Source organism: Idiomarina abyssalis (assembly GCF_019797805.1).
Classification (GTDB): domain Bacteria; phylum Pseudomonadota; class Gammaproteobacteria; order Enterobacterales; family Alteromonadaceae; genus Idiomarina; species Idiomarina abyssalis.
Genome location: NZ_CP081832.1, coordinates 2537920 through 2556217, shown reverse-complemented (window position 1 = coordinate 2556217; position 18298 = coordinate 2537920). Strand labels below are relative to the sequence as shown.

The 18298-nt window shown below is 49.3% G+C and carries 12 protein-coding genes, 2 tRNA genes and 3 rRNA genes; 12 read left to right on the top strand and 5 right to left on the bottom strand.

The genetic code is table 11. From position 1 onward, the window contains the following. Positions 1 to 33: 33 nt before the first annotated feature. From K5X84_RS12260 to K5X84_RS12250, 3 genes are read left to right on the top strand one after another with little or no spacing between them, the layout of a single operon-like run. Complete coding sequence (locus K5X84_RS12260) at positions 34 to 633, top strand: ImuA family protein (protein ID WP_222236038.1); 600 nt, start codon at positions 34 to 36, stop codon at positions 631 to 633. Then, entirely contained in the window at positions 633 to 2036 is a 1404-nt protein-coding gene (locus K5X84_RS12255; protein ID WP_222236037.1) for a Y-family DNA polymerase, read from the top strand. Before K5X84_RS12260 ends, K5X84_RS12255 begins: the two co-directional genes overlap by 1 nt. 1 nt (position 2037) lies before the next feature. Further along, positions 2038 to 5139: an error-prone DNA polymerase gene (locus K5X84_RS12250; RefSeq protein ID WP_222237032.1), complete on the top strand. Its 3102-nt coding sequence runs from the start codon at positions 2038 to 2040 to the stop codon at positions 5137 to 5139. 1 nt (position 5140) lies between these two features. Here K5X84_RS12250 and K5X84_RS12245 read toward each other — a convergent pair whose 3' ends face one another. Beyond that, positions 5141 to 5689, bottom strand: a complete 549-nt coding sequence (locus tag K5X84_RS12245; RefSeq protein ID WP_054489059.1) for a gamma carbonic anhydrase family protein — start codon at positions 5687 to 5689, stop codon at positions 5141 to 5143. A 476-nt stretch (positions 5690 to 6165) separates the two neighbouring features. Here K5X84_RS12245 and K5X84_RS12240 point away from each other — a divergent pair. The 7 genes from K5X84_RS12240 (at position 6166) to K5X84_RS12210 (ending at position 12826) form a co-directional block, all read left to right on the top strand. After that, a 16S ribosomal RNA gene (locus K5X84_RS12240) occupies positions 6166 to 7708 on the top strand. A 66-nt stretch (positions 7709 to 7774) separates the two neighbouring features. Next, positions 7775 to 7851: transfer RNA gene (locus K5X84_RS12235), tRNA-Ile, on the top strand. A 151-nt stretch (positions 7852 to 8002) separates the two neighbouring features. Next, positions 8003 to 8078: transfer RNA gene (locus tag K5X84_RS12230), tRNA-Ala, on the top strand. A gap of 223 nt (positions 8079 to 8301) precedes the next feature. Then, positions 8302 to 11190, top strand: a 23S ribosomal RNA gene (locus tag K5X84_RS12225). A gap of 118 nt (positions 11191 to 11308) precedes the next feature. Then, positions 11309 to 11424: ribosomal RNA gene (rrf, locus tag K5X84_RS12220) — 5S ribosomal RNA — on the top strand. The 16S, 23S and 5S rRNA genes sit together here with 2 tRNA genes alongside, the layout of an rRNA operon. A 269-nt stretch (positions 11425 to 11693) precedes the next feature. Further along, positions 11694 to 12242, top strand: coding sequence for a cytochrome b (locus K5X84_RS12215; RefSeq protein WP_222236036.1), 549 nt, complete (start codon positions 11694 to 11696; stop codon positions 12240 to 12242). 2 nt (positions 12243 to 12244) lie between these two features. After that, complete coding sequence (locus tag K5X84_RS12210) at positions 12245 to 12826, top strand: YceI family protein (protein WP_054490502.1); 582 nt, start codon at positions 12245 to 12247, stop codon at positions 12824 to 12826. A gap of 18 nt (positions 12827 to 12844) precedes the next feature. Here K5X84_RS12210 and K5X84_RS12205 read toward each other — a convergent pair whose 3' ends face one another. From K5X84_RS12205 to hemC, 4 genes are read right to left on the bottom strand one after another with little or no spacing between them, the layout of a single operon-like run. Further along, complete coding sequence (locus K5X84_RS12205; protein ID WP_222236035.1) at positions 12845 to 14008, bottom strand: heme biosynthesis HemY N-terminal domain-containing protein; 1164 nt, start codon at positions 14006 to 14008, stop codon at positions 12845 to 12847. Continuing rightward, positions 14005 to 15129 carry a uroporphyrinogen-III C-methyltransferase gene (locus tag K5X84_RS12200; RefSeq protein ID WP_222236034.1) on the bottom strand — a complete coding sequence of 375 codons (1125 nt, stop codon included), beginning with the start codon at positions 15127 to 15129 and terminating at the stop codon, positions 14005 to 14007. Before K5X84_RS12200 ends, K5X84_RS12205 begins: the two co-directional genes overlap by 4 nt. Beyond that, the gene (locus K5X84_RS12195) at positions 15122 to 15883 is read right to left on the bottom strand and encodes a uroporphyrinogen-III synthase (protein WP_222236033.1); all 762 of its coding nucleotides are present in this window, start codon (positions 15881 to 15883) and stop codon (positions 15122 to 15124) included. The genes K5X84_RS12200 and K5X84_RS12195 overlap by 8 nt, the downstream gene beginning before the upstream one ends. Beyond that, the gene (gene hemC, locus K5X84_RS12190; RefSeq protein WP_222236032.1) at positions 15858 to 16799 is read right to left on the bottom strand and encodes a hydroxymethylbilane synthase; all 942 of its coding nucleotides are present in this window, start codon (positions 16797 to 16799) and stop codon (positions 15858 to 15860) included. The genes K5X84_RS12195 and hemC overlap by 26 nt, the downstream gene beginning before the upstream one ends. 92 nt (positions 16800 to 16891) lie before the next feature. Between hemC and lptM the strand changes: the two genes are divergently transcribed. Further along, positions 16892 to 17038: an LPS translocon maturation chaperone LptM gene (gene lptM / locus K5X84_RS12185; protein ID WP_126783178.1), complete on the top strand. Its 147-nt coding sequence runs from the start codon at positions 16892 to 16894 to the stop codon at positions 17036 to 17038. Then, positions 17035 to 18297 carry a diaminopimelate decarboxylase gene (lysA, locus tag K5X84_RS12180; protein ID WP_222236024.1) on the top strand — a complete coding sequence of 421 codons (1263 nt, stop codon included), beginning with the start codon at positions 17035 to 17037 and terminating at the stop codon, positions 18295 to 18297. The genes lptM and lysA overlap by 4 nt, the downstream gene beginning before the upstream one ends. Position 18298: the final 1 nt, after the last annotated feature.

The window sequence follows — 18298 nt, the reverse complement described above, 5'->3', positions numbered from 1 at the left end:
GATACTGTATATATGTACAGTATTGGAGACGTTATGCAGACAAAGATTCAGACCCTTATCCAACAGGGGCTTATCTGGCATGGCCAGACGACAGACACTCAGGCAGCAGCGCTAAGCACGGGGTTTAAGCAACTGGACAAAGTGCTTGGTGGCGGGTGGCAATACCCGGGTTTGCATGAGTGGCAGCTACAAGCGCCCTTCTCTGAGCAGGCTTTACTATTGCCGCTGGTAAAGCAGGCCGTGCAGCATCATCAGCCCGTTTTCTGGATAAACCCTCCAGCCTGGCTGTCGGCGGCGGGGTTGCATTATTATGGCTTAAGCAAGTCGATGCAGATAGTCATTCAAACGAATGCAGAAAAAGCAGCCTGGGCTTTTGAGCAGGTACTGCAAACAAAAAATGCCTTGGCACTGGGCTGGTTTGAGCAAAAAACAACGACAGCTCAGTGTGTCCGACGTTGGTATAAAGCGTCGCAAACAGGACAAATGGGTGTGGTCCTGAGTGAGCCAACGGTTAATGAAGAAGCCCGGGCGTACTCTAATCGGTTACGTGTAAAGATGACCACAACAGGCGTCACGCTGGACTTGTTAAAGCGTAAAGCTGGCTGGCCATTGGAAAACGTAGCGCTTCAGTAATGTGGCTGTATTGTCATTTCCCTCAGTTGCTGCTGGATAACCGGGTTCGGTTACAGCCTGAGAGCAACACACTGCCTCTGGCGTTTCATCAGTTACAGGGCAGTCAGTCTGTTATTGTGCAGTGCAATTCGCGGGCATTGGAATGTGGTGTAAGGCCACAACTTCAGACCGTTATGGCAATATCGCTTTGTGAGCAGCTGCAGCTCATGGAGTATTCGTCAGAGCGTGAAGAGCAAGCCCTGCAGCAGTTGGCCACCTACTTGTATCAGTGGGCAGCCAAGCTGGTGTTGTACCCACCGCAAGGGCTGGCAATTGAGTTGAACAGCCTGGAACAATTGTATGGTGGGCGTAATGGCGCATTTAATGTCTTGTCGCAAAAAGTTCAGGAATTACCGGTTGCTTCGCAGTTGGCTGTTGCGGATAACTCATTAGCTGCGCAATTGTTAGCCGAATTTGGTTCTCCTGTTTCTCTTTTGGCTGAAAAGCAAGCTAATCTGCTGGCAGAGTTACCCATTCAGAATGCCGGTTTAAGCCTGAAAGCGCAGAAGCACAGCAAAGCTGCGGGGTTTCGTTTGCTGGGGGAGCTTATGCAACTGCCCGGAGGGGAAGTTGGCCGCCAATTAGGGTTGGAAACGTTATTGCATCTGGAGCAGCTGCAAGGGCTGAAGCAACAAAGTCATCACTTTTTTATGCCCCCGGAAAGTTTTCAGCAAAGCTTAGACCTGGTGACTGAGATCCCTCATTGGCAAGGGTTACTGTTCCCGCTAAAAAGGCTATTTGGGGAGCTGGAGAACTTTCTTTATCAACGGCAGAAAGTGGTACAGCAGGTAAAAGTTGAACTGCAGCATCGCAATGAGCCTCCTTCAGTTGTTCCGGTCGCTTTAGCTGAGCCGGGTTGGCGAGTGTCTAATTTCTTGTCTTTACTGCAGTTGAAAATGGAATCCATCCCTTTGCCGGAGCCGGTTATAGAAATTAGGCTGGTGGCGAATGAATTATTGCGTGCTGAGCAACACAATGAGCAATTTTTCGGAGCGCAACAGCATCGGCATGAAACTCTGCAGCTCATTAGCCGGCTACAGGCAAAGTTAGGCAAAAATGCCGTATTTTCTCCGGCAGTGAATGATGATCCTCGTCCTGGCTACAGTGAGGTTGCTCGTCCGCCCGGGGAAAAACCGCAAGCTTTATTGAATGCACCGAAACGCCCTCTTTGGATGTTGCGACCAGCACAAGTAACCTCGATAGATTTGTGGCAATTACAGCATGGGCCTGAACGGAAACATTGCGGCTGGTGGGACGCAGATGAAGTTGCACGGGACTACTGGATCGCGAAAGACAAATTAGGGCGTTTGGGTTGGATCTATTTTGAGTCTGACCAGTGGTATTTACAGGGTTGGTTTAGCTGAAATGTCATCGCCTTCTGTGCTTAATAAATTTGCGGAATTACACAGCCTGAGTCACTACAGCTTTTTACAATCTGCAGCGGCTCCGGAAGATTTAGTCATTCGGGCCGATGAATTGGGTTACACCGCCATAGCAATAACCGACGAATGCTCGGTGGCAGGCATTGTTAAGGCCTATCAGGCGTCAAAGGAACGTCGCATTAAATTCATTGTTGGCAGTGAGTTCCGGCTGCCTGAGCTGGGGACCATAATATTGCTCGCCCCTACTCGCGAAGCTTATGCTCAGCTTTGTAAAAAAATCACGTTGTTTCGTAGTCGCAGCGAGAAAGGTCATTACCAGGCCAATATTGACGATTTTTTTAACGGGCTCTCTTTATGTTTTCTGCTCTGGCAACCTGACTTCAGACAGGCTCAACTAATTGCTATTGGCGAAAAGCTTAAATCGGTATGGAAGCAACGGTTTTGGTTATTGTACGAGCGTCATTATCAGGCTGACGATGAAAAGAACTTTCACGCTATGACTGAGCTGCAACGAGCACTTAAGGTGAAAGTAACCTGTGCGGGAGGCGCCCGTATGGCAACGACAGAACAGCAACCGTTATACGATATTCTGAACGCTATTGCGCAGGGAAGCTCGCTGGCAGAACAGCCGGGTTTAGCCAGCAATAACGCAGAGCATCGTTTACGTAGCTTAAGTGAGCTGCAGCAATGTTACCCAGAAAAGTGGCTGGCAGAAAGCGTAGCTATTGCCGACCAGTGTCAGTTTTGTTTATCAGAGCTTCGCTACGAATACCCTGCTGAACTGGTACCTGATGGAATGAGTGCTGCAGAACACTTAAAGCAGTTAACTGAGGACGGCGCGCGTTGGCGCTACCCCGAAGGCGTACCTCCATCAGTAAAGGCACTTTATTTGAAAGAGCTTAGTCTGATAAAAGAGCAGAGCTACGAGCCTTTCTTTTTAACCATTCACGACTTAGTTCGCTTTGCCCGTAAGCAGGGTATTCTGTTTCAGGGGCGTGGTTCGGCGGCAAACTCCGTCGTTTGTTATTGTCTGGGTATTACCGCGGTTAACCCTGCGCAAATTCAGGTATTGTTTGAGCGCTTCATTTCTAAGGAGCGGAACGAGCCGCCGGACATTGATGTCGACTTTGAGCACGAGCGCCGCGAAGAGATTATTCAGTACATTTACCGAAAGTACGGTCGACAGCGAGCTGCCCTTGCGGCGACCGTTATTACCTATCGCTTTAAAAGTGCTTTTCGGGATGTTGGCAAAGCGCTGGGATTTAGTGAGCAACAGCTGCAGTATTATCGAAGTCATTTGGATACGCGCGATAAAGAGCAAAGCTGGCAGCAACAGCTCGCGCAACAGCACCCTGAAGTAGCAAATTCGGTGCGGGGCCGACACCTTTTACATTTTACCGAGCAACTTATGGGCACTCCCCGACATTTGTCTCAGCATGTCGGTGGGTTTGTCATTGCTGCCGATGACTTATCCCGGCTGGTTCCGGTAGAAAATGCCTCCATGACGGAGCGAACGGTTATTCAGTGGGACAAAACAGACCTTGAAAGTCTCGGGCTGTTAAAAGTGGATGTACTGGCGCTGGGTATGCTCACTGCGTTACGAAAAATGCTGGCGCTTATTAACTCACGCTATGACCAGCAACTCACCATAGCAACCATTCCGCAGGAAGACAGGCGGGTTTATCAACAGTTGCAAACCGCCGACTCTATGGGGATTTTCCAGATAGAGTCCCGGGCGCAAATGAACATGTTACCGCGACTAAAACCCCGGACTTTTTATGATCTGGTCATTCAAATTGCGATTGTCCGGCCTGGCCCTATTCAGGGTGACATGGTACACCCTTTTTTGCGACGTCGGGCCGGTCTGGAAGCCGTGGATTACCCCAGCGATGAAGTAAAGTCGGTATTAGAAAGAACCCTGGGTGTCCCTATTTTTCAAGAGCAGGTAATTAAGTTGGCTATGGTTGCCGCTGGTTTTAGCGGTGGAGAAGCGGATCAGCTTCGACGCGCGATGGCCTCATGGGGACAAAACGGCCACTTAACCCGCTTTGAAGACAAGCTTATCAATGGCATGTTGGCGCGCGGCTATAAACAAGAGTTTGCCGAACGACTTTTCAAGCAAATTTGCGGTTTTGGACAGTATGGTTTCCCTGAGTCTCATTCTGCCAGCTTTGCCAACCTGGCTTATGTGTCGTCCTGGTTTAAAACCTATCATCCGGCGGTTTTTTATGTGGGCTTGCTTAATAGTTTACCAATGGGCTTCTATTCGGCCTCGCAATTGGTACAGGATGCACAGCGCCACGGCGTTGAGTTTCTATCGGCAGATATTAATTTGAGCCACTGGGATTACCATTGGTTACCTAAAGAAGATACGAGCTCTGTTGAAACCGTGCGTATGGGGTTAAGGCAAATTCAGGGGGTATCTGAAACAAGAATCATACAGGCACTGAATGAAAGACCGGAAAGTGGCTTCGCCAGTATTCATGAGTTAAGGCAAAGTGGGCTGAGGGACTCCGATATCAGCGCCCTAGCCCGCGCCGATGCTTTGCAGAGTATCGCAGGCCATCGACATCAGGCGCACTGGCAAAGTGTTTCCATAAGTGATCAACAAATGCCGCTATTTGCGAATGTAAAAGATCAGCCCGCCCGGGAACTGCCTGCGCCCCATGAGTCAGAGAACATAAAAGCCGATTACGAATCAACGGGTCTGACTTTAGGCCGGCATCCATTAGCTTTACTGAGAAACTCTCCGGAATTAAAAAACTGTGTCATGGCCAAAGACCTGATAACTTGCCGTTCTGGCCAGGTGCTCACACTGGCTGGCTTAGTGACCTGCCGACAAAGGCCCGGAACCCGTAGCGGGGTCACCTTTTTAACGCTGGAAGATGAAAGCGGAAACAGTAATGTGGTGGTGTGGGCGCACACCGCTCGTCAATTTCGGCAGTGTTTCCTGACCAGCAACCTGCTTTGGGTAAAAGGTATTGTCGAAATTCACGAAGGTGTGGTGCATGTTATTGCAGGCCGGCTAAAGGACTTATCCAGCCTGCTGAGTTTTTCCCGGCTTGAAAGCCGACGCTTCCATTAATTTAAGAAACGGGGCTCACCTGTAAAAGGTAGTCATCTTTAAGATCAACGTAATTTTGCGCCGACTGGCTTAAAAAGTTACTTTCACTACTATTTAAGCGGCGTTTCTTCTCAGCCGGACTGCCAACATATAAATAACCGCTTTCTAAGCGTTTGCCCGGAGGGACTAAGCTGCCTGCACCAATAATGACATCATCTTCTACGACAACGTCATCCATAATAACGGCCGACATACCCACCAGAATGCGATTGCCCAGGCGGCATCCGTGCAGCATACAGTGGTGGCCTACAGTGACATCGTCACCAATGACCAGAGGATGTCCTTCTGGGTTCGAGTTCGATTTACGAGTGACATGTAATACCGTGCCATCCTGAATATTTGTACGCTTACCAATGGTCATGCTGTTGACGTCACCACGCGCGGAAACCATAGGCCAGACACTACTGTCATCACCAATGGTGATATTGCCGACAATAACGGAGCTGGGATCCAAATAAACCCGCTCCCCAATAACTGGTTCATATTCATGGTAACTGCGGATATCTGCCATAAGTGTGCTCCTAAGTTAAAAAGCTATTAAGACCTTTATAGCAGATAGAGAATAATAGGTCATGTTTGGCCTTGCTTTGGTGAGAAAAGCAGCGTGTTGCCGAAACTTTACGCAGTCAGCAAAAAAACAGTTATAAAGGCATAAAAAGCGCTTGACGGGGCGAGTTAAATCTCTAAAATGCGCTCCACGTTCGAGGCAGGCAACGAAGCCGCCGAAAACCTAAGTTTTCTAAAAAATCTTTTTTCAAAAAAGTATTGACGGAAAACACACGGTGTGTAGAATACGCACCTCTCGCAGCCAAGGCTGCTGAGAAACGCTCTTTAACAATTATATCAAGCCAAGCAAACTGTGTGGGCACTTGCAGAAGTAAGCAAACAGAAATATTTGTATTGCAACTTTTGAATGAGTGTTCAGCAAGGTTTCATTAATGAAGCTAAGCAAAAACGCGTAATTCATTGAGTTGATTGAACTACTTTTAATTGAAGAGTTTGATCATGGCTCAGATTGAACGCTGGCGGCAGGCCTAACACATGCAAGTCGAGCGGTAACAGAGAGAAGCTTGCTTCTCTGCTGACGAGCGGCGGACGGGTGAGTAATACTTGGGAATTTGCCTTTAGGCGGGGGACAACCACGGGAAACTGTGGCTAATACCGCATAATGTCTACGGACCAAAGTGGGGGACCTTCGGGCCTCACACCTAAAGATGAGCCCAAGCGGGATTAGCTAGTTGGTGGGGTAAAGGCTCACCAAGGCGACGATCCCTAGCTGTTCTGAGAGGATGATCAGCCACACTGGGACTGAGACACGGCCCAGACTCCTACGGGAGGCAGCAGTGGGGAATATTGCACAATGGGGGAAACCCTGATGCAGCCATGCCGCGTGTGTGAAGAAGGCCTTCGGGTTGTAAAGCACTTTCAGCGACGAGGAAGGAGTGTGTGTTAATAGCGCACATTATTGACGTTAGTCGCAGAAGAAGCACCGGCTAACTCCGTGCCAGCAGCCGCGGTAATACGGAGGGTGCAAGCGTTAATCGGAATTACTGGGCGTAAAGCGTACGTAGGCGGCGTGTTAAGCAAGATGTGAAAGCCCCGGGCTCAACCTGGGAATTGCATTTTGAACTGGCATGCTAGAGTCCTGAAGAGGGTGGTAGAATTTCCAGTGTAGCGGTGAAATGCGTAGATATTGGAAGGAATACCAGTGGCGAAGGCGGCCACCTGGTCAGAGACTGACGCTGAGGTACGAAAGCGTGGGGAGCAAACAGGATTAGATACCCTGGTAGTCCACGCCGTAAACGATGTCAACTAGTTGTTCGTGTCATTAAGACGTGAGTAACGCAGCTAACGCACTAAGTTGACCGCCTGGGGAGTACGGCCGCAAGGTTAAAACTCAAATGAATTGACGGGGGCCCGCACAAGCGGTGGAGCATGTGGTTTAATTCGATGCAACGCGAAGAACCTTACCATCCCTTGACATCCAGTGAATTTTCCAGAGATGGATTAGTGCCTTCGGGAACACTGAGACAGGTGCTGCATGGCTGTCGTCAGCTCGTGTTGTGAGATGTTGGGTTAAGTCCCGCAACGAGCGCAACCCTTATCCTTAGTTGCCAGCACGTAATGGTGGGAACTCTGGGGAGACTGCCGGTGATAAACCGGAGGAAGGTGGGGACGACGTCAAGTCATCATGGCCCTTACGGGATGGGCTACACACGTGCTACAATGGCGCATACAAAGGGCAGCAAGCCAGCGATGGTTAGCGAATCTCATAAAGTGCGTCGTAGTCCGGATTGGAGTCTGCAACTCGACTCCATGAAGTCGGAATCGCTAGTAATCGTGGATCAGAATGCCACGGTGAATACGTTCCCGGGCCTTGTACACACCGCCCGTCACACCATGGGAGTGGGCTGCACCAGAAGTGGTTAGTTTAACCTTCGGGAGAACGATCACCACGGTGTGGTTCATGACTGGGGTGAAGTCGTAACAAGGTAGCCGTAGGGGAACCTGCGGCTGGATCACCTCCTTACAAAACAGCTTACGGAAGTGAGTGTCCACACAGTTTGCAGGCTTGATATTAAAAGAGAAGAAAACTGGGTCTGTAGCTCAGCTGGTTAGAGCGCACCCCTGATAAGGGTGAGGTCGGCAGTTCAAGTCTGCCCAGACCCACCATTTTGTCATTCTGGACGGCGTTATTCGGGTACTCGCATACTGGTGTATGCTTCGCACCCTCTTGCCTTGCCAGAATGCCAAAAACATTTCAAGTCTCAGGCTTTGCCTTACTTGAAATGCCCTTATCGGGGGTGGTCGAAACGCCCATAACGGGGCCATAGCTCAGCTGGGAGAGCGCCTGCCTTGCACGCAGGAGGTCAGCGGTTCGATCCCGCTTGGCTCCACCATTTCTTCTCTTCGTAACCGTTAGCGTTAAGCGTTCTTAAACAAGAATGTTTACCGGTAACTTAGTGTTACGTGCTCTTTAACAACATGAAAAGCTGATTGTAATATTAAAAGTAAGAAATGCCACTCTACTTGAACAAACTGATTTGGTAGAGGCGTATCGAACTTGTGTACAGCGAGAACAAACAATCTTGGTCACGTATGCCAGACACCTTCGGGTTGTATGGTTAAGTGACTAAGCGTACACGGTGGATGCCTAGGCAGTTGGAGGCGATGAAGGACGTACTAACTTGCGATAAGCCATGATAAGCCAGTAAGAGGCATTTGAGTCATGGATTTCCGAATGGGGAAACCCACTCTGTTTACAGAGTATCCGGCACTGAATCAATAGGTGCCAGGAAGCGAACCCGGAGAACTGAAACATCTAAGTACCCGGAGGAAAAGAAATCAACCGAGATTTCCCCAGTAGCGGCGAGCGAACGGGAAGCAGCCCTTAAGCTTAACTTGTGCTAGCAGAATCCGATGGGAAGCGGAGCCACAGACGGTGAGAGCCCGGTATGTGACGGTGCAGGATAAGTGAAATCGAGTAGGTCGGGACACGTGATATCCTGACTGAACATGGGGGGACCATCCTCCAAGGCTAAATACTCCCAACTGACCGATAGTGAACCAGTACCGTGAGGGAAAGGCGAAAAGAACCCCGGCGAGGGGAGTGAAACAGAACCTGAAACCGTGTACGTACAAGCAGTAGGAGCGGACTTGTTCCGTGACTGCGTACCTTTTGTATAATGGGTCAGCGACTTATATTCTGTAGCAAGGTTAACCGTATAGGGAAGCCGTAGGGAAACCGAGTCTTAACTGGGCGTTGAGTTGCAGGGTATAGACCCGAAACCGGGCGATCTAACCATGAGCAGGTTGAAGATTGAGTAACATCAATTGGAGGACCGAACCCACTAATGTTGAAAAATTAGGGGATGACTTGTGGCTAGGAGTGAAAGGCTAATCAAGCCCGGAGATAGCTGGTTCTCCCCGAAATCTATTTAGGTAGAGCCTCGGACGAATACCATTGGGGGTAGAGCACTGTTTGGGCTAGGGGGTCATCCCGACTTACCAACCCCATGCAAACTCCGAATACCAATGAGTACTATCCGGGAGACACACGGCGGGTGCTAACGTCCGTCGTGAAGAGGGAAACAACCCAGACCGCCAGCTAAGGTCCCGAAGTTATGGCTCAGTGGGAAACGATGTGGGAAGGCAGAGACAGCTAGGAGGTTGGCTTAGAAGCAGCCACCCTTTAAAGAAAGCGTAATAGCTCACTAGTCGAGTCGGCCTGCGCGGAAGATGTAACGGGGCTAAGCCATACACCGAAGCTGCGGCTGCATACTTATGTATGCGGGGTAGGGGAGCGTTCTGTAAGTGGGTGAAGGTGTGTTGAGAAGCACGCTGGACATATCAGAAGTGCGAATGCTGACATGAGTAACGATAATGGGAGTGAAAAACTCCCACGCCGGAAGACCAAGGTTTCCTATCCCATGCTAATCAGGGTAGGGTAAGTCGGCCCCTAAGGCGAGGCGGAAACGCGTAGTCGATGGAAAACAGGTTAATATTCCTGTACCGATGTTCATTGCGATGGGGGGACGGAGAAGGCTAGGTGAGCCGGGCGTTGGTAGTCCCGGTGAAAGTGCGTAGGCTGAGGACTTAGGTAAATCCGGGTCCTTAAGGCCGAGACACGAGACGAGCACCCACGGGTGCGAAGTCATTGATGCCATGCTTCCGGGAAAAGCCTCTAAGCTTCAGATGAACATTGACCGTACCCCAAACCGACACAGGTGGTCAGGTAGAGAATACTAAGGCGCTTGAGAGAACTCGGGTGAAGGAACTAGGCAAAATAGTACCGTAACTTCGGGAGAAGGTACGCCACTGGCGGTGATTGACTTCGCGTCATGAGCTGTTGGTGGTCGCAGTGACCAGGTGGCTGGGACTGTTTATTAAAAACACAGCACTGTGCTAACACGAAAGTGGACGTATACGGTGTGACACCTGCCCGGTGCCGGAAGGTTAATTGATGGGGTTAGTTTTCGGACGAAGCTCTTGATCGAAGCCCCGGTAAACGGCGGCCGTAACTATAACGGTCCTAAGGTAGCGAAATTCCTTGTCGGGTAAGTTCCGACCTGCACGAATGGTGTAACCATGGCCACGCTGTCTCCACCCGAGACTCAGTGAAATTGAAATCGCAGTGAAGATGCTGTGTACCCGCGGCTAGACGGAAAGACCCCGTGAACCTTTACTACAGCTTGGCACTGAACATTGAACCTACATGTGTAGGATAGGTGGGAGGCTTTGAAGCATTGGCGCTAGTTGATGTGGAGCCATCCTTGAAATACCACCCTTGTATGTTTGATGTTCTAACATTGGCCCCTTATCGGGGTTGTGGACAGTGCCTGGTGGGTAGTTTGACTGGGGCGGTCTCCTCCCAAAGAGTAACGGAGGAGCACGAAGGTTGGCTAAGTACGGTCGGACATCGTACGGTTAGTGCAATGGCAGAAGCCAGCTTAACTGCGAGACAGACACGTCGAGCAGATACGAAAGTAGGTCATAGTGATCCGGTGGTTCTGAATGGAAGGGCCATCGCTCAACGGATAAAAGGTACTCCGGGGATAACAGGCTGATACCGCCCAAGAGTTCATATCGACGGCGGTGTTTGGCACCTCGATGTCGGCTCATCACATCCTGGGGCTGAAGTCGGTCCCAAGGGTATGGCTGTTCGCCATTTAAAGTGGTACGCGAGCTGGGTTTAGAACGTCGTGAGACAGTTCGGTCCCTATCTGCCGTGGGCGTTTGAGAGTTGAGAGGAGCTGCTCCTAGTACGAGAGGACCGGAGTGGACGAACCGCTGGTGTTCGGGTTGTCATGCCAATGGCACTGCCCGGTAGCTACGTTCGGAATCGATAACCGCTGAAAGCATCTAAGCGGGAAGCGAGCCTCGAGATAAGCTCTCACTAGCACTCAGAGTGCTCTGAAGGGTCGTTGAAGACGACAACGTTGATAGGCGGGGTGTGGAAGCGTAGTAATGCGTTGAGCTAACCCGTACTAATTGCCCGTGAGACTTAACCATACAACACCCAAGGTGTTTGGGACGTTACGCACAAGCGAGCGACTTTACCGAATTAGAGCAAATAGAGTGGCGTATTTTTAAAGACGCAGTCAGTTTTTACATGTTGTGACAGTTTATGTCTGGCGGCCATAGCGGTGTGGCACCACCTGAATCCTTTCCGAACTCAGAAGTGAAACACACCAGCGCCGATGGTAGTGTGGGGTCTCCCCATGCGAGAGTAGGTCACCGCCAGACTTTTATTCTAAGAAGCCCTCAGCTTACGCTGGGGGCTTTTTTATGTCCGAAACAAAATTCAGTAGCCTGACGTTCACGTCAGGTGAGTCGATTCCCCCCCGACCAGCTTGAAGCCTAAATCATACCAACCTACCATTTATTCATCCCTTCCTGATTAATAAACTAACCTTTTTTTCTATTTTTTAGAAAATAAACGGCGATATTTACTGATATTCATTTCATATAATTGGACTAAGATACTATTTGTACGAACGAAAGAGATGAAAGCAATGTTTAGAAATACACAGACAGGCTACGGTGCCATTACCATCGTTATTCATTGGTTAACGGCTCTGATGGTTATCGGGCTTTTTGCTCTTGGCTGGTGGATGCTCACCTTAACCTACTATGACGAGTGGTATCGGCTGGGGCCTTGGTGGCATAAGTCCTTCGGTATCGTATTACTTGCTTTAACTGTTCTGCGAGTCATCTGGACTTTATTGAATACTAAGCCTAAACCTTTAGGCAGCAGGTTGGAACGTGTTGGTGCTAAGGCAGGCCATTTGTTGCTTTATGTACTGTTATTTACGGTCATGATCAGCGGTTTTTTAATATCCACCGCAGACGGCAGTTCTATCAGCGTCTTTGATTGGTTTTCGGTGCCTGCTGTGATTACCGATTTACCAAAACAAGAAGACATTGCCGGTGAGGTGCATTGGTATTCCGCGTTGGCGTTAGTGATTTTAGCCGGCGGTCATGGTTTAGCGGCAATGAAACACCACTTTATTAATAAAGACAGCACACTAATTCGAATGTTTGGAAAAACTAAGAGGAAATAATTATGAAAAAGACATTAATTGCAGCCGCTGTGGCGGGTAGTGCATTATTTACTTCGGCAGCTATGGCAGAAGATTATAAAATTGATATTGAGGGGCAACACGCCTTTATTCAATTTAAAATCAGTCACTTAGGTTATAGTTGGTTATATGGTCGTTTTAATGATTTTGAAGGGTCTTTTAGTTACGACGAAGATGCCCCTGAAAATGCGTCAGTGAACGTAACCATCGATACTTCCAGCGTTGATACAAACCATGCTGAGCGTGACAAGCATTTACGTGGAGACGACTTCTTAAGCGTATCTGATCATCCGACGGCGACATTTAAAAGCACCAAATACGTACCGGATGAAGATGATAAAGAGGAAGGTACTCTGCATGGCGAATTCACGCTTAACGGTGTTACCAAAGAAATCGCTATCGATGTTGAGCATATCGGCGCAGGCGAAGATCCATGGGGCGGATTCCGCCGCGGTTTTGCGGGCGAAGTTGATTTAACCCTGGCGGACTATGGAATTGACTACAACTTAGGCCCTGACGCCAAAGAAGTACAGTTGATGCTGTCTATTGAAGGTGTACGTCAATAATCACAGCACCAACCTTAGTTAGTGAGCTAACGCCTCTTTGTAGGCGTTAGCTGCTAATTGGCTATCGCCCAGCGCATGGTAAGCGTCGCCTAAAAGACGATAAACATGAGTGCTAGGCTCAATCTCCGCTAGTTTCTTCAACGCTCGCTGCGCTAACGAGAAGTCCTGATTGTCCATCGCAATTTGCGCCAGAGCATACAAATAGTCTCTGCTCTCAGGGTTTTGCTTTAACTGAGCCTGTACAAATTCCAGCAGTTTTTCCGATTTCGCATTAAATAGATGCAGAGAGTTTACCGCAGCCGGCTCTAAGTCACCTCGTTTAAGGCCTTTAAGAATCACTCTTGCGGATATTTCGTGATCGCCCAAATGCTTCAACGCGGCGGCATAACTTAAACGAACGGTTGCATCAGCACGTTGCTTACTTGGTAAGCTGCGCCACTCGTTGTAGAGCATTTCGTTACTTTTACGCCCTTCAGCAACAAAGCGTTCGAAATACACCTGATACTCAAGGCGTTCGAACTCAGCTGGAGCAAGGTCAGTTACCTGGCGAAGCTCCGGCAAAAGATCCTTAAGTTGCTGCCAGTTTCCCGATGCGCTAAATACGCGGTAAGCCAATTTCAATACGTTAGCCGTATGAGGCTTTGTTTTTAACAGGCTTTGGATTTTGCGGTCAGCTTCTGCCGGGTTCACTTTAACCTGTTGCTCAATAACGACCAATTGTAAGAGTGTGTCGGAGTTTTCATAAAAACTGCCGGCTTCTTCCTGCCAGTAGGTTGCTTTACCAGCATCTTTATCAAGACAGGCGGCAGCGGCAGTTAATGCCGCAAGGTTATTATCAGGCGCCTTTTTATAGGCTTTGGCAAAGCTCTCGGCGGCTTTATTGGGTTCATCATTGAGTAACTCACGAATACCCTGCTGATACATTGTCTGGGCTTTGCGTTCGCTGCGATTGGCCAGCCATTTTCGACCCTGGCGAGTTTTACTCAGCAGCCGACGCAGTAACGACCAAACAACGGCCAACACAGCAACAGCCACAACAGTTACCACAAATAGACCGACAACGGTTGTCTCAATGGCAACGCCAGCAAACTGAACCAGAACGTAACCCGCGTTACCAGAGGCCATGGGGCCAATAATGGCACCTAATATAATGATAACAACCAGCGCAATGATCCACTTCATGACGCGTCTCCCTGCTCAATTGTCTGAGCAATGAAGTCCAGTGACTCAAGCTGATCGAGGCTTCGCTCTTCAAAGTCCTCGCGACTTAGCGCCTGAATGCGGGCCACGACATCTTGCGTGGCCGCTTTATCGCCTTTTACTTCTAAAATCAGTTCTGATAACTGCTCTAGATAACGTTGCCATAATTGTTCGTTGTTCTTAACTGCGGCTTGCTGAGCCAGAGTAAAGGTTAACTGAATTCGCTCGTTAATAGCCGTACGTTGAGTGACATTTAATAAAGGTTCCGGGTCACTTTCTACCGGCTGAATGCGGATAAAGTTATCAAGGAACGACTGCCAGTTAGCACTCAGGTTAGTTTGCCAGTCGTTAACGTCGTCGCTGACTGCCTGAGTGTCAGAGCTGAGACGCTGCTGATTGTTATTTACTTTATCCGGTAAGTCAGCCACCCGTTGCTGAAGCCCCACTAGCTGTAAAGCCAGATCAGTGTTGTCGGCTTCTACTATGGCATTAACCCGCTCAATATCTCCTGCTAATTTTTCGCGGGTACGAATGGCGTCCCGGTTGTCGATACCCACTAACTGCTGGTCCGCAAGCTTTAAAAGTCTAAGCGCCGCTTTGTAGTCTTCCTGGCTCCACATCATTCGTGCTGCGGCTGATAGCGTTTGTTTAATTTCCACTAAGCGCCAGTAAGCTGCTTTTTCTGCCGGCGTTTTACGGACATCATCGCGTAAATCTTCCAGGCTTTGGCGTAGATTGGTGAGTTCGCGTTGTAACTGCTGATCGGTATTACTGAATTTATCGAGTTCCCGTGCCTGAACGGTGCTTTGCAGTTGTTGCTCTAAATTGGCGACTGAGCGTTCCAATTGGTTAAAACGAGCGTCAATCGGGTCTTGTCTTGGTTGCTCTACAACCTGCTCAGTGTCCGCGTTAAATAATGCGGGAAAGCGGGTGTAACCCCAGTAGGCTGCAGCCGCTATAGCCACTAAAATAACGAGCCACATTAATCGCTTAAAGAAGCGCCCACTACTTTTCTCTGCCGTCAGCGTCTCTTCTTCGGGTTGATCGTTGTTCTGGTCATTATTCTGTAACTCGTCGTTCTCTACTCTATTCTCTTCAGTCATGAGTTTTTCCATCCGCTATTAGCGCATTCATTAATATGGCGTCCGCTGCACTGCCTGTTACTTTGATACTGTCTGATTGTCCAAAAGGAATCAAACCTTTCAAGCGGTGACTTGGCACTATCCACTGACAATTATCCAGCCATGTCTTTGCCGAGCTTGGCATTGATGACAGAAAGTATCCCAGTTGCTCAGCACTTGTAACTACTATAGTACCTACTGATTTTATCCACTGTTCAATAAGTTCGGGATCATTCAATGTGAGTTGTTTCCTGCGGTAAACTTCCCAGTAGTCAACGGATGCGCCTCGTGCCCGTAGCGCATCGGCCAGTAACTCACGTCCGCCCTCACCCCGAATAATTAACCAGCTTTGCTGTTCCAGCTTTTGCAGCTCAGCCAAGTCCAGCAACCCCTCGGACTGATGTATAAAAGTAGGGCAACTTACCGGCGTGTTTAAGTGCTTTGCAGCAAACGAAGCCGTACCGGGGCCAACGGCATAATATTTAGAGGGAACATCGGTAAAGCCAGCTTTTGCAGCGTAATGTGCCGCGTTTTTGCTGACAACAACAATACCATCCCAATGCCGTTGCTTAAGATCGGTTAACTGCTTTTTATCTACAGGCAGGGGCTCTATTTCAATAAAACTGTGAACAAAGCACTCTCGGCCGGTCTCGCGCAACTGGCGAGTGAAGGCGTCCGGCATATTACCCGGGCGCAGCAGTAAAACCGCTTTATGACTGACTGGATTCACTGTCATAGACTGCACTTAAAATTTCGGCTGCACCTTGTTTAAGTAACCGCTCAGCAAGCTCTGAACCTAATTCTTCCGCCTTAGACGCCGGGCCGCGCACTTCATCTCGAAGTACTTTACCACCGTCAGGCTCGCCAACCAGGCCGCGTAAGTAGACGTTGTCGCCTTCCAGTTCAGCATAAGCACCAATAGGCACCTGACAACCACCATCCAGACCGCGGTTCATTGCACGTTCGGCTAATACTCGTGTACGGGTTTCCTGACATTGCAGTGGCGCCAGTAAGGCCTTCATTTCGTCGTCATCGCTGCGACATTCAATGCCCAGTGCACCTTGTCCGTTAGCCGGTAATGACTGCTCCACCGGAATAAAGGAGGTAATACGGTCGCCAAGCTCTAATCGAATTAAGCCTGAAGCAGCCAGTATAATGGCATCAAATTCACCGTCATCCAGTTTGCGTAAACGGGTCTGAACATTGCCGCGTAAATCTTTTATGACTAAATGCGGAAACTGCTCTTTAACCTGGCAACGACGACGCAAACTACAGGTCCCGACCACGGCGCCTTCCGGCAGTTCATTAAGGTTTTTGTAGTTGTTGGATACAAAAGCATCACGCGGATCTTCGCGTTCACAAATGGTGTGAAGCTCCAGCCCCGGCGGGAACTCAACCGGTAAGTCTTTCATGCTGTGTACGGCAATATCCGCACGCCCTTCCAGCATGGCTACTTCCAGTTCCTTTACGAATAAACCTTTGCCGCCAATCTTTGCCAGCGGGGTATCCAGAATGACATCGCCTTTGGTAGACATAGGAACCAGCTCTACCGACAGGCCCGGGTGCAGCTCTTCAAGGCGCTGTTGAATGTGTTCAGCCTGCCATAAAGCCAGCTTGCTTTTGCGTGTTGCAATTCTAACGCGTTGGGTCATTCGTTTTCCTTTACGACGATTAATGACTTTTTGGGTATCTGGTGCGATGATAGGCACCAGAGAAACCCAAACGGAATACCTATAGTTTAGCGATGTTTAGTCGAATTGTAATCAAGACGCTGGTGCTATCAGCCATTTTAATGACTTTAGTTGGTTGTGGTCAGAAAGGACCATTAACGCCTGAGCCTATGCCTGAGCAAAATACACCTGCAGAGCCGCCGGCGGAAGATAAAGAATGAGCGAATTAATTGACTATAAAAATGGCCAGTTTCACATTGAAGGCTGCGATGTTGAGAGCCTGATTGAGCGTTTTAGCTCGCCTTTGTATGTTTACTCTAAAGGTCAGATTTTAAAAAACTGGCGCGAGTTTCAACAGTACTGGCCAACCCCTCACAAACTTTGCTACGCGGTCAAAGCGAACAGCAACTTAGCTATTTTACAGCTACTGGCTGAGCACGGTGCCGGGTTCGATATTGTGTCCGGTGGCGAGCTTCAACGCGTACTCATGGCTGGTGGCAAAGCGGAAGATATTGTCTTTTCCGGTGTGGCTAAGTCAAAAGATGAAATCATTATGGCGCTGGAAGCGGGCATTGGCTGCTTTAACGTAGAGTCGGAGGCGGAGCTTGAGCGTATTCAGGACATTGCTGCTGCCATGGACAAACAGGCTCCGGTATCGTTAAGAGTGAACCCCGATGTTGATGCCAAAACGCATCCGTACATTGCCACAGGCATGAAAGCCAACAAGTTTGGCATCAGCATGTCACTGGCCAAGCCGGTTTTTCTGAAAGCGCATAGCTTACCCAATATTAATTTGATTGGTGCGGACTGTCACATTGGCTCGCAGATAATGACAGCCGAACCTTTTCTTGATGCGGCTCAGCGTATGTTTAATCTGGTGGCAGAGTTGGAAAAGGACGGTATCAACTTAACCCACTTGGATTTAGGTGGCGGTTTTGGTGTGGCGTATCAGCCGGAAGAGCCTTTGGATAAAGCCTTTTATTTAAAAGAGCTGGTTAAACTCGCCGAAAGTTACCCGCAAATTACAATGGTACTGGAACCCGGTCGCGCTATTACCGCAGATGCCGGAGTTCTGCTGACGACGGTGGAATACATTAAACCCTCAGACGATAAGAACTTTGTGCTGGTAGATGCCGGCATGAATGACTTATTACGTCCGTCTTTGTATCAGGCCTGGCACGACATTCTGCCGGCATACGAGAACAAACGCGGCGGCGACCAACTAAACGATGTGGTGGGACCGGTGTGTGAAACCGGAGACTTTTTCGGACACGCGCGGCATTTGCATGTGCAGCAGGGCGATGTACTTATCGTCAAGCATGCAGGTGCTTATGGCTTCACCATGGCATCAAATTATAACAGCCGAGGCCGTCCGCCCGAGGTTTTGGTCTCTGGTGAAAATGCTACACTTATCCGCGAGCGAGAGAGCTTTAATGATCTTGTCCGGGGCGAGCACTTGTTACACCAGGAAGGCCAATAAA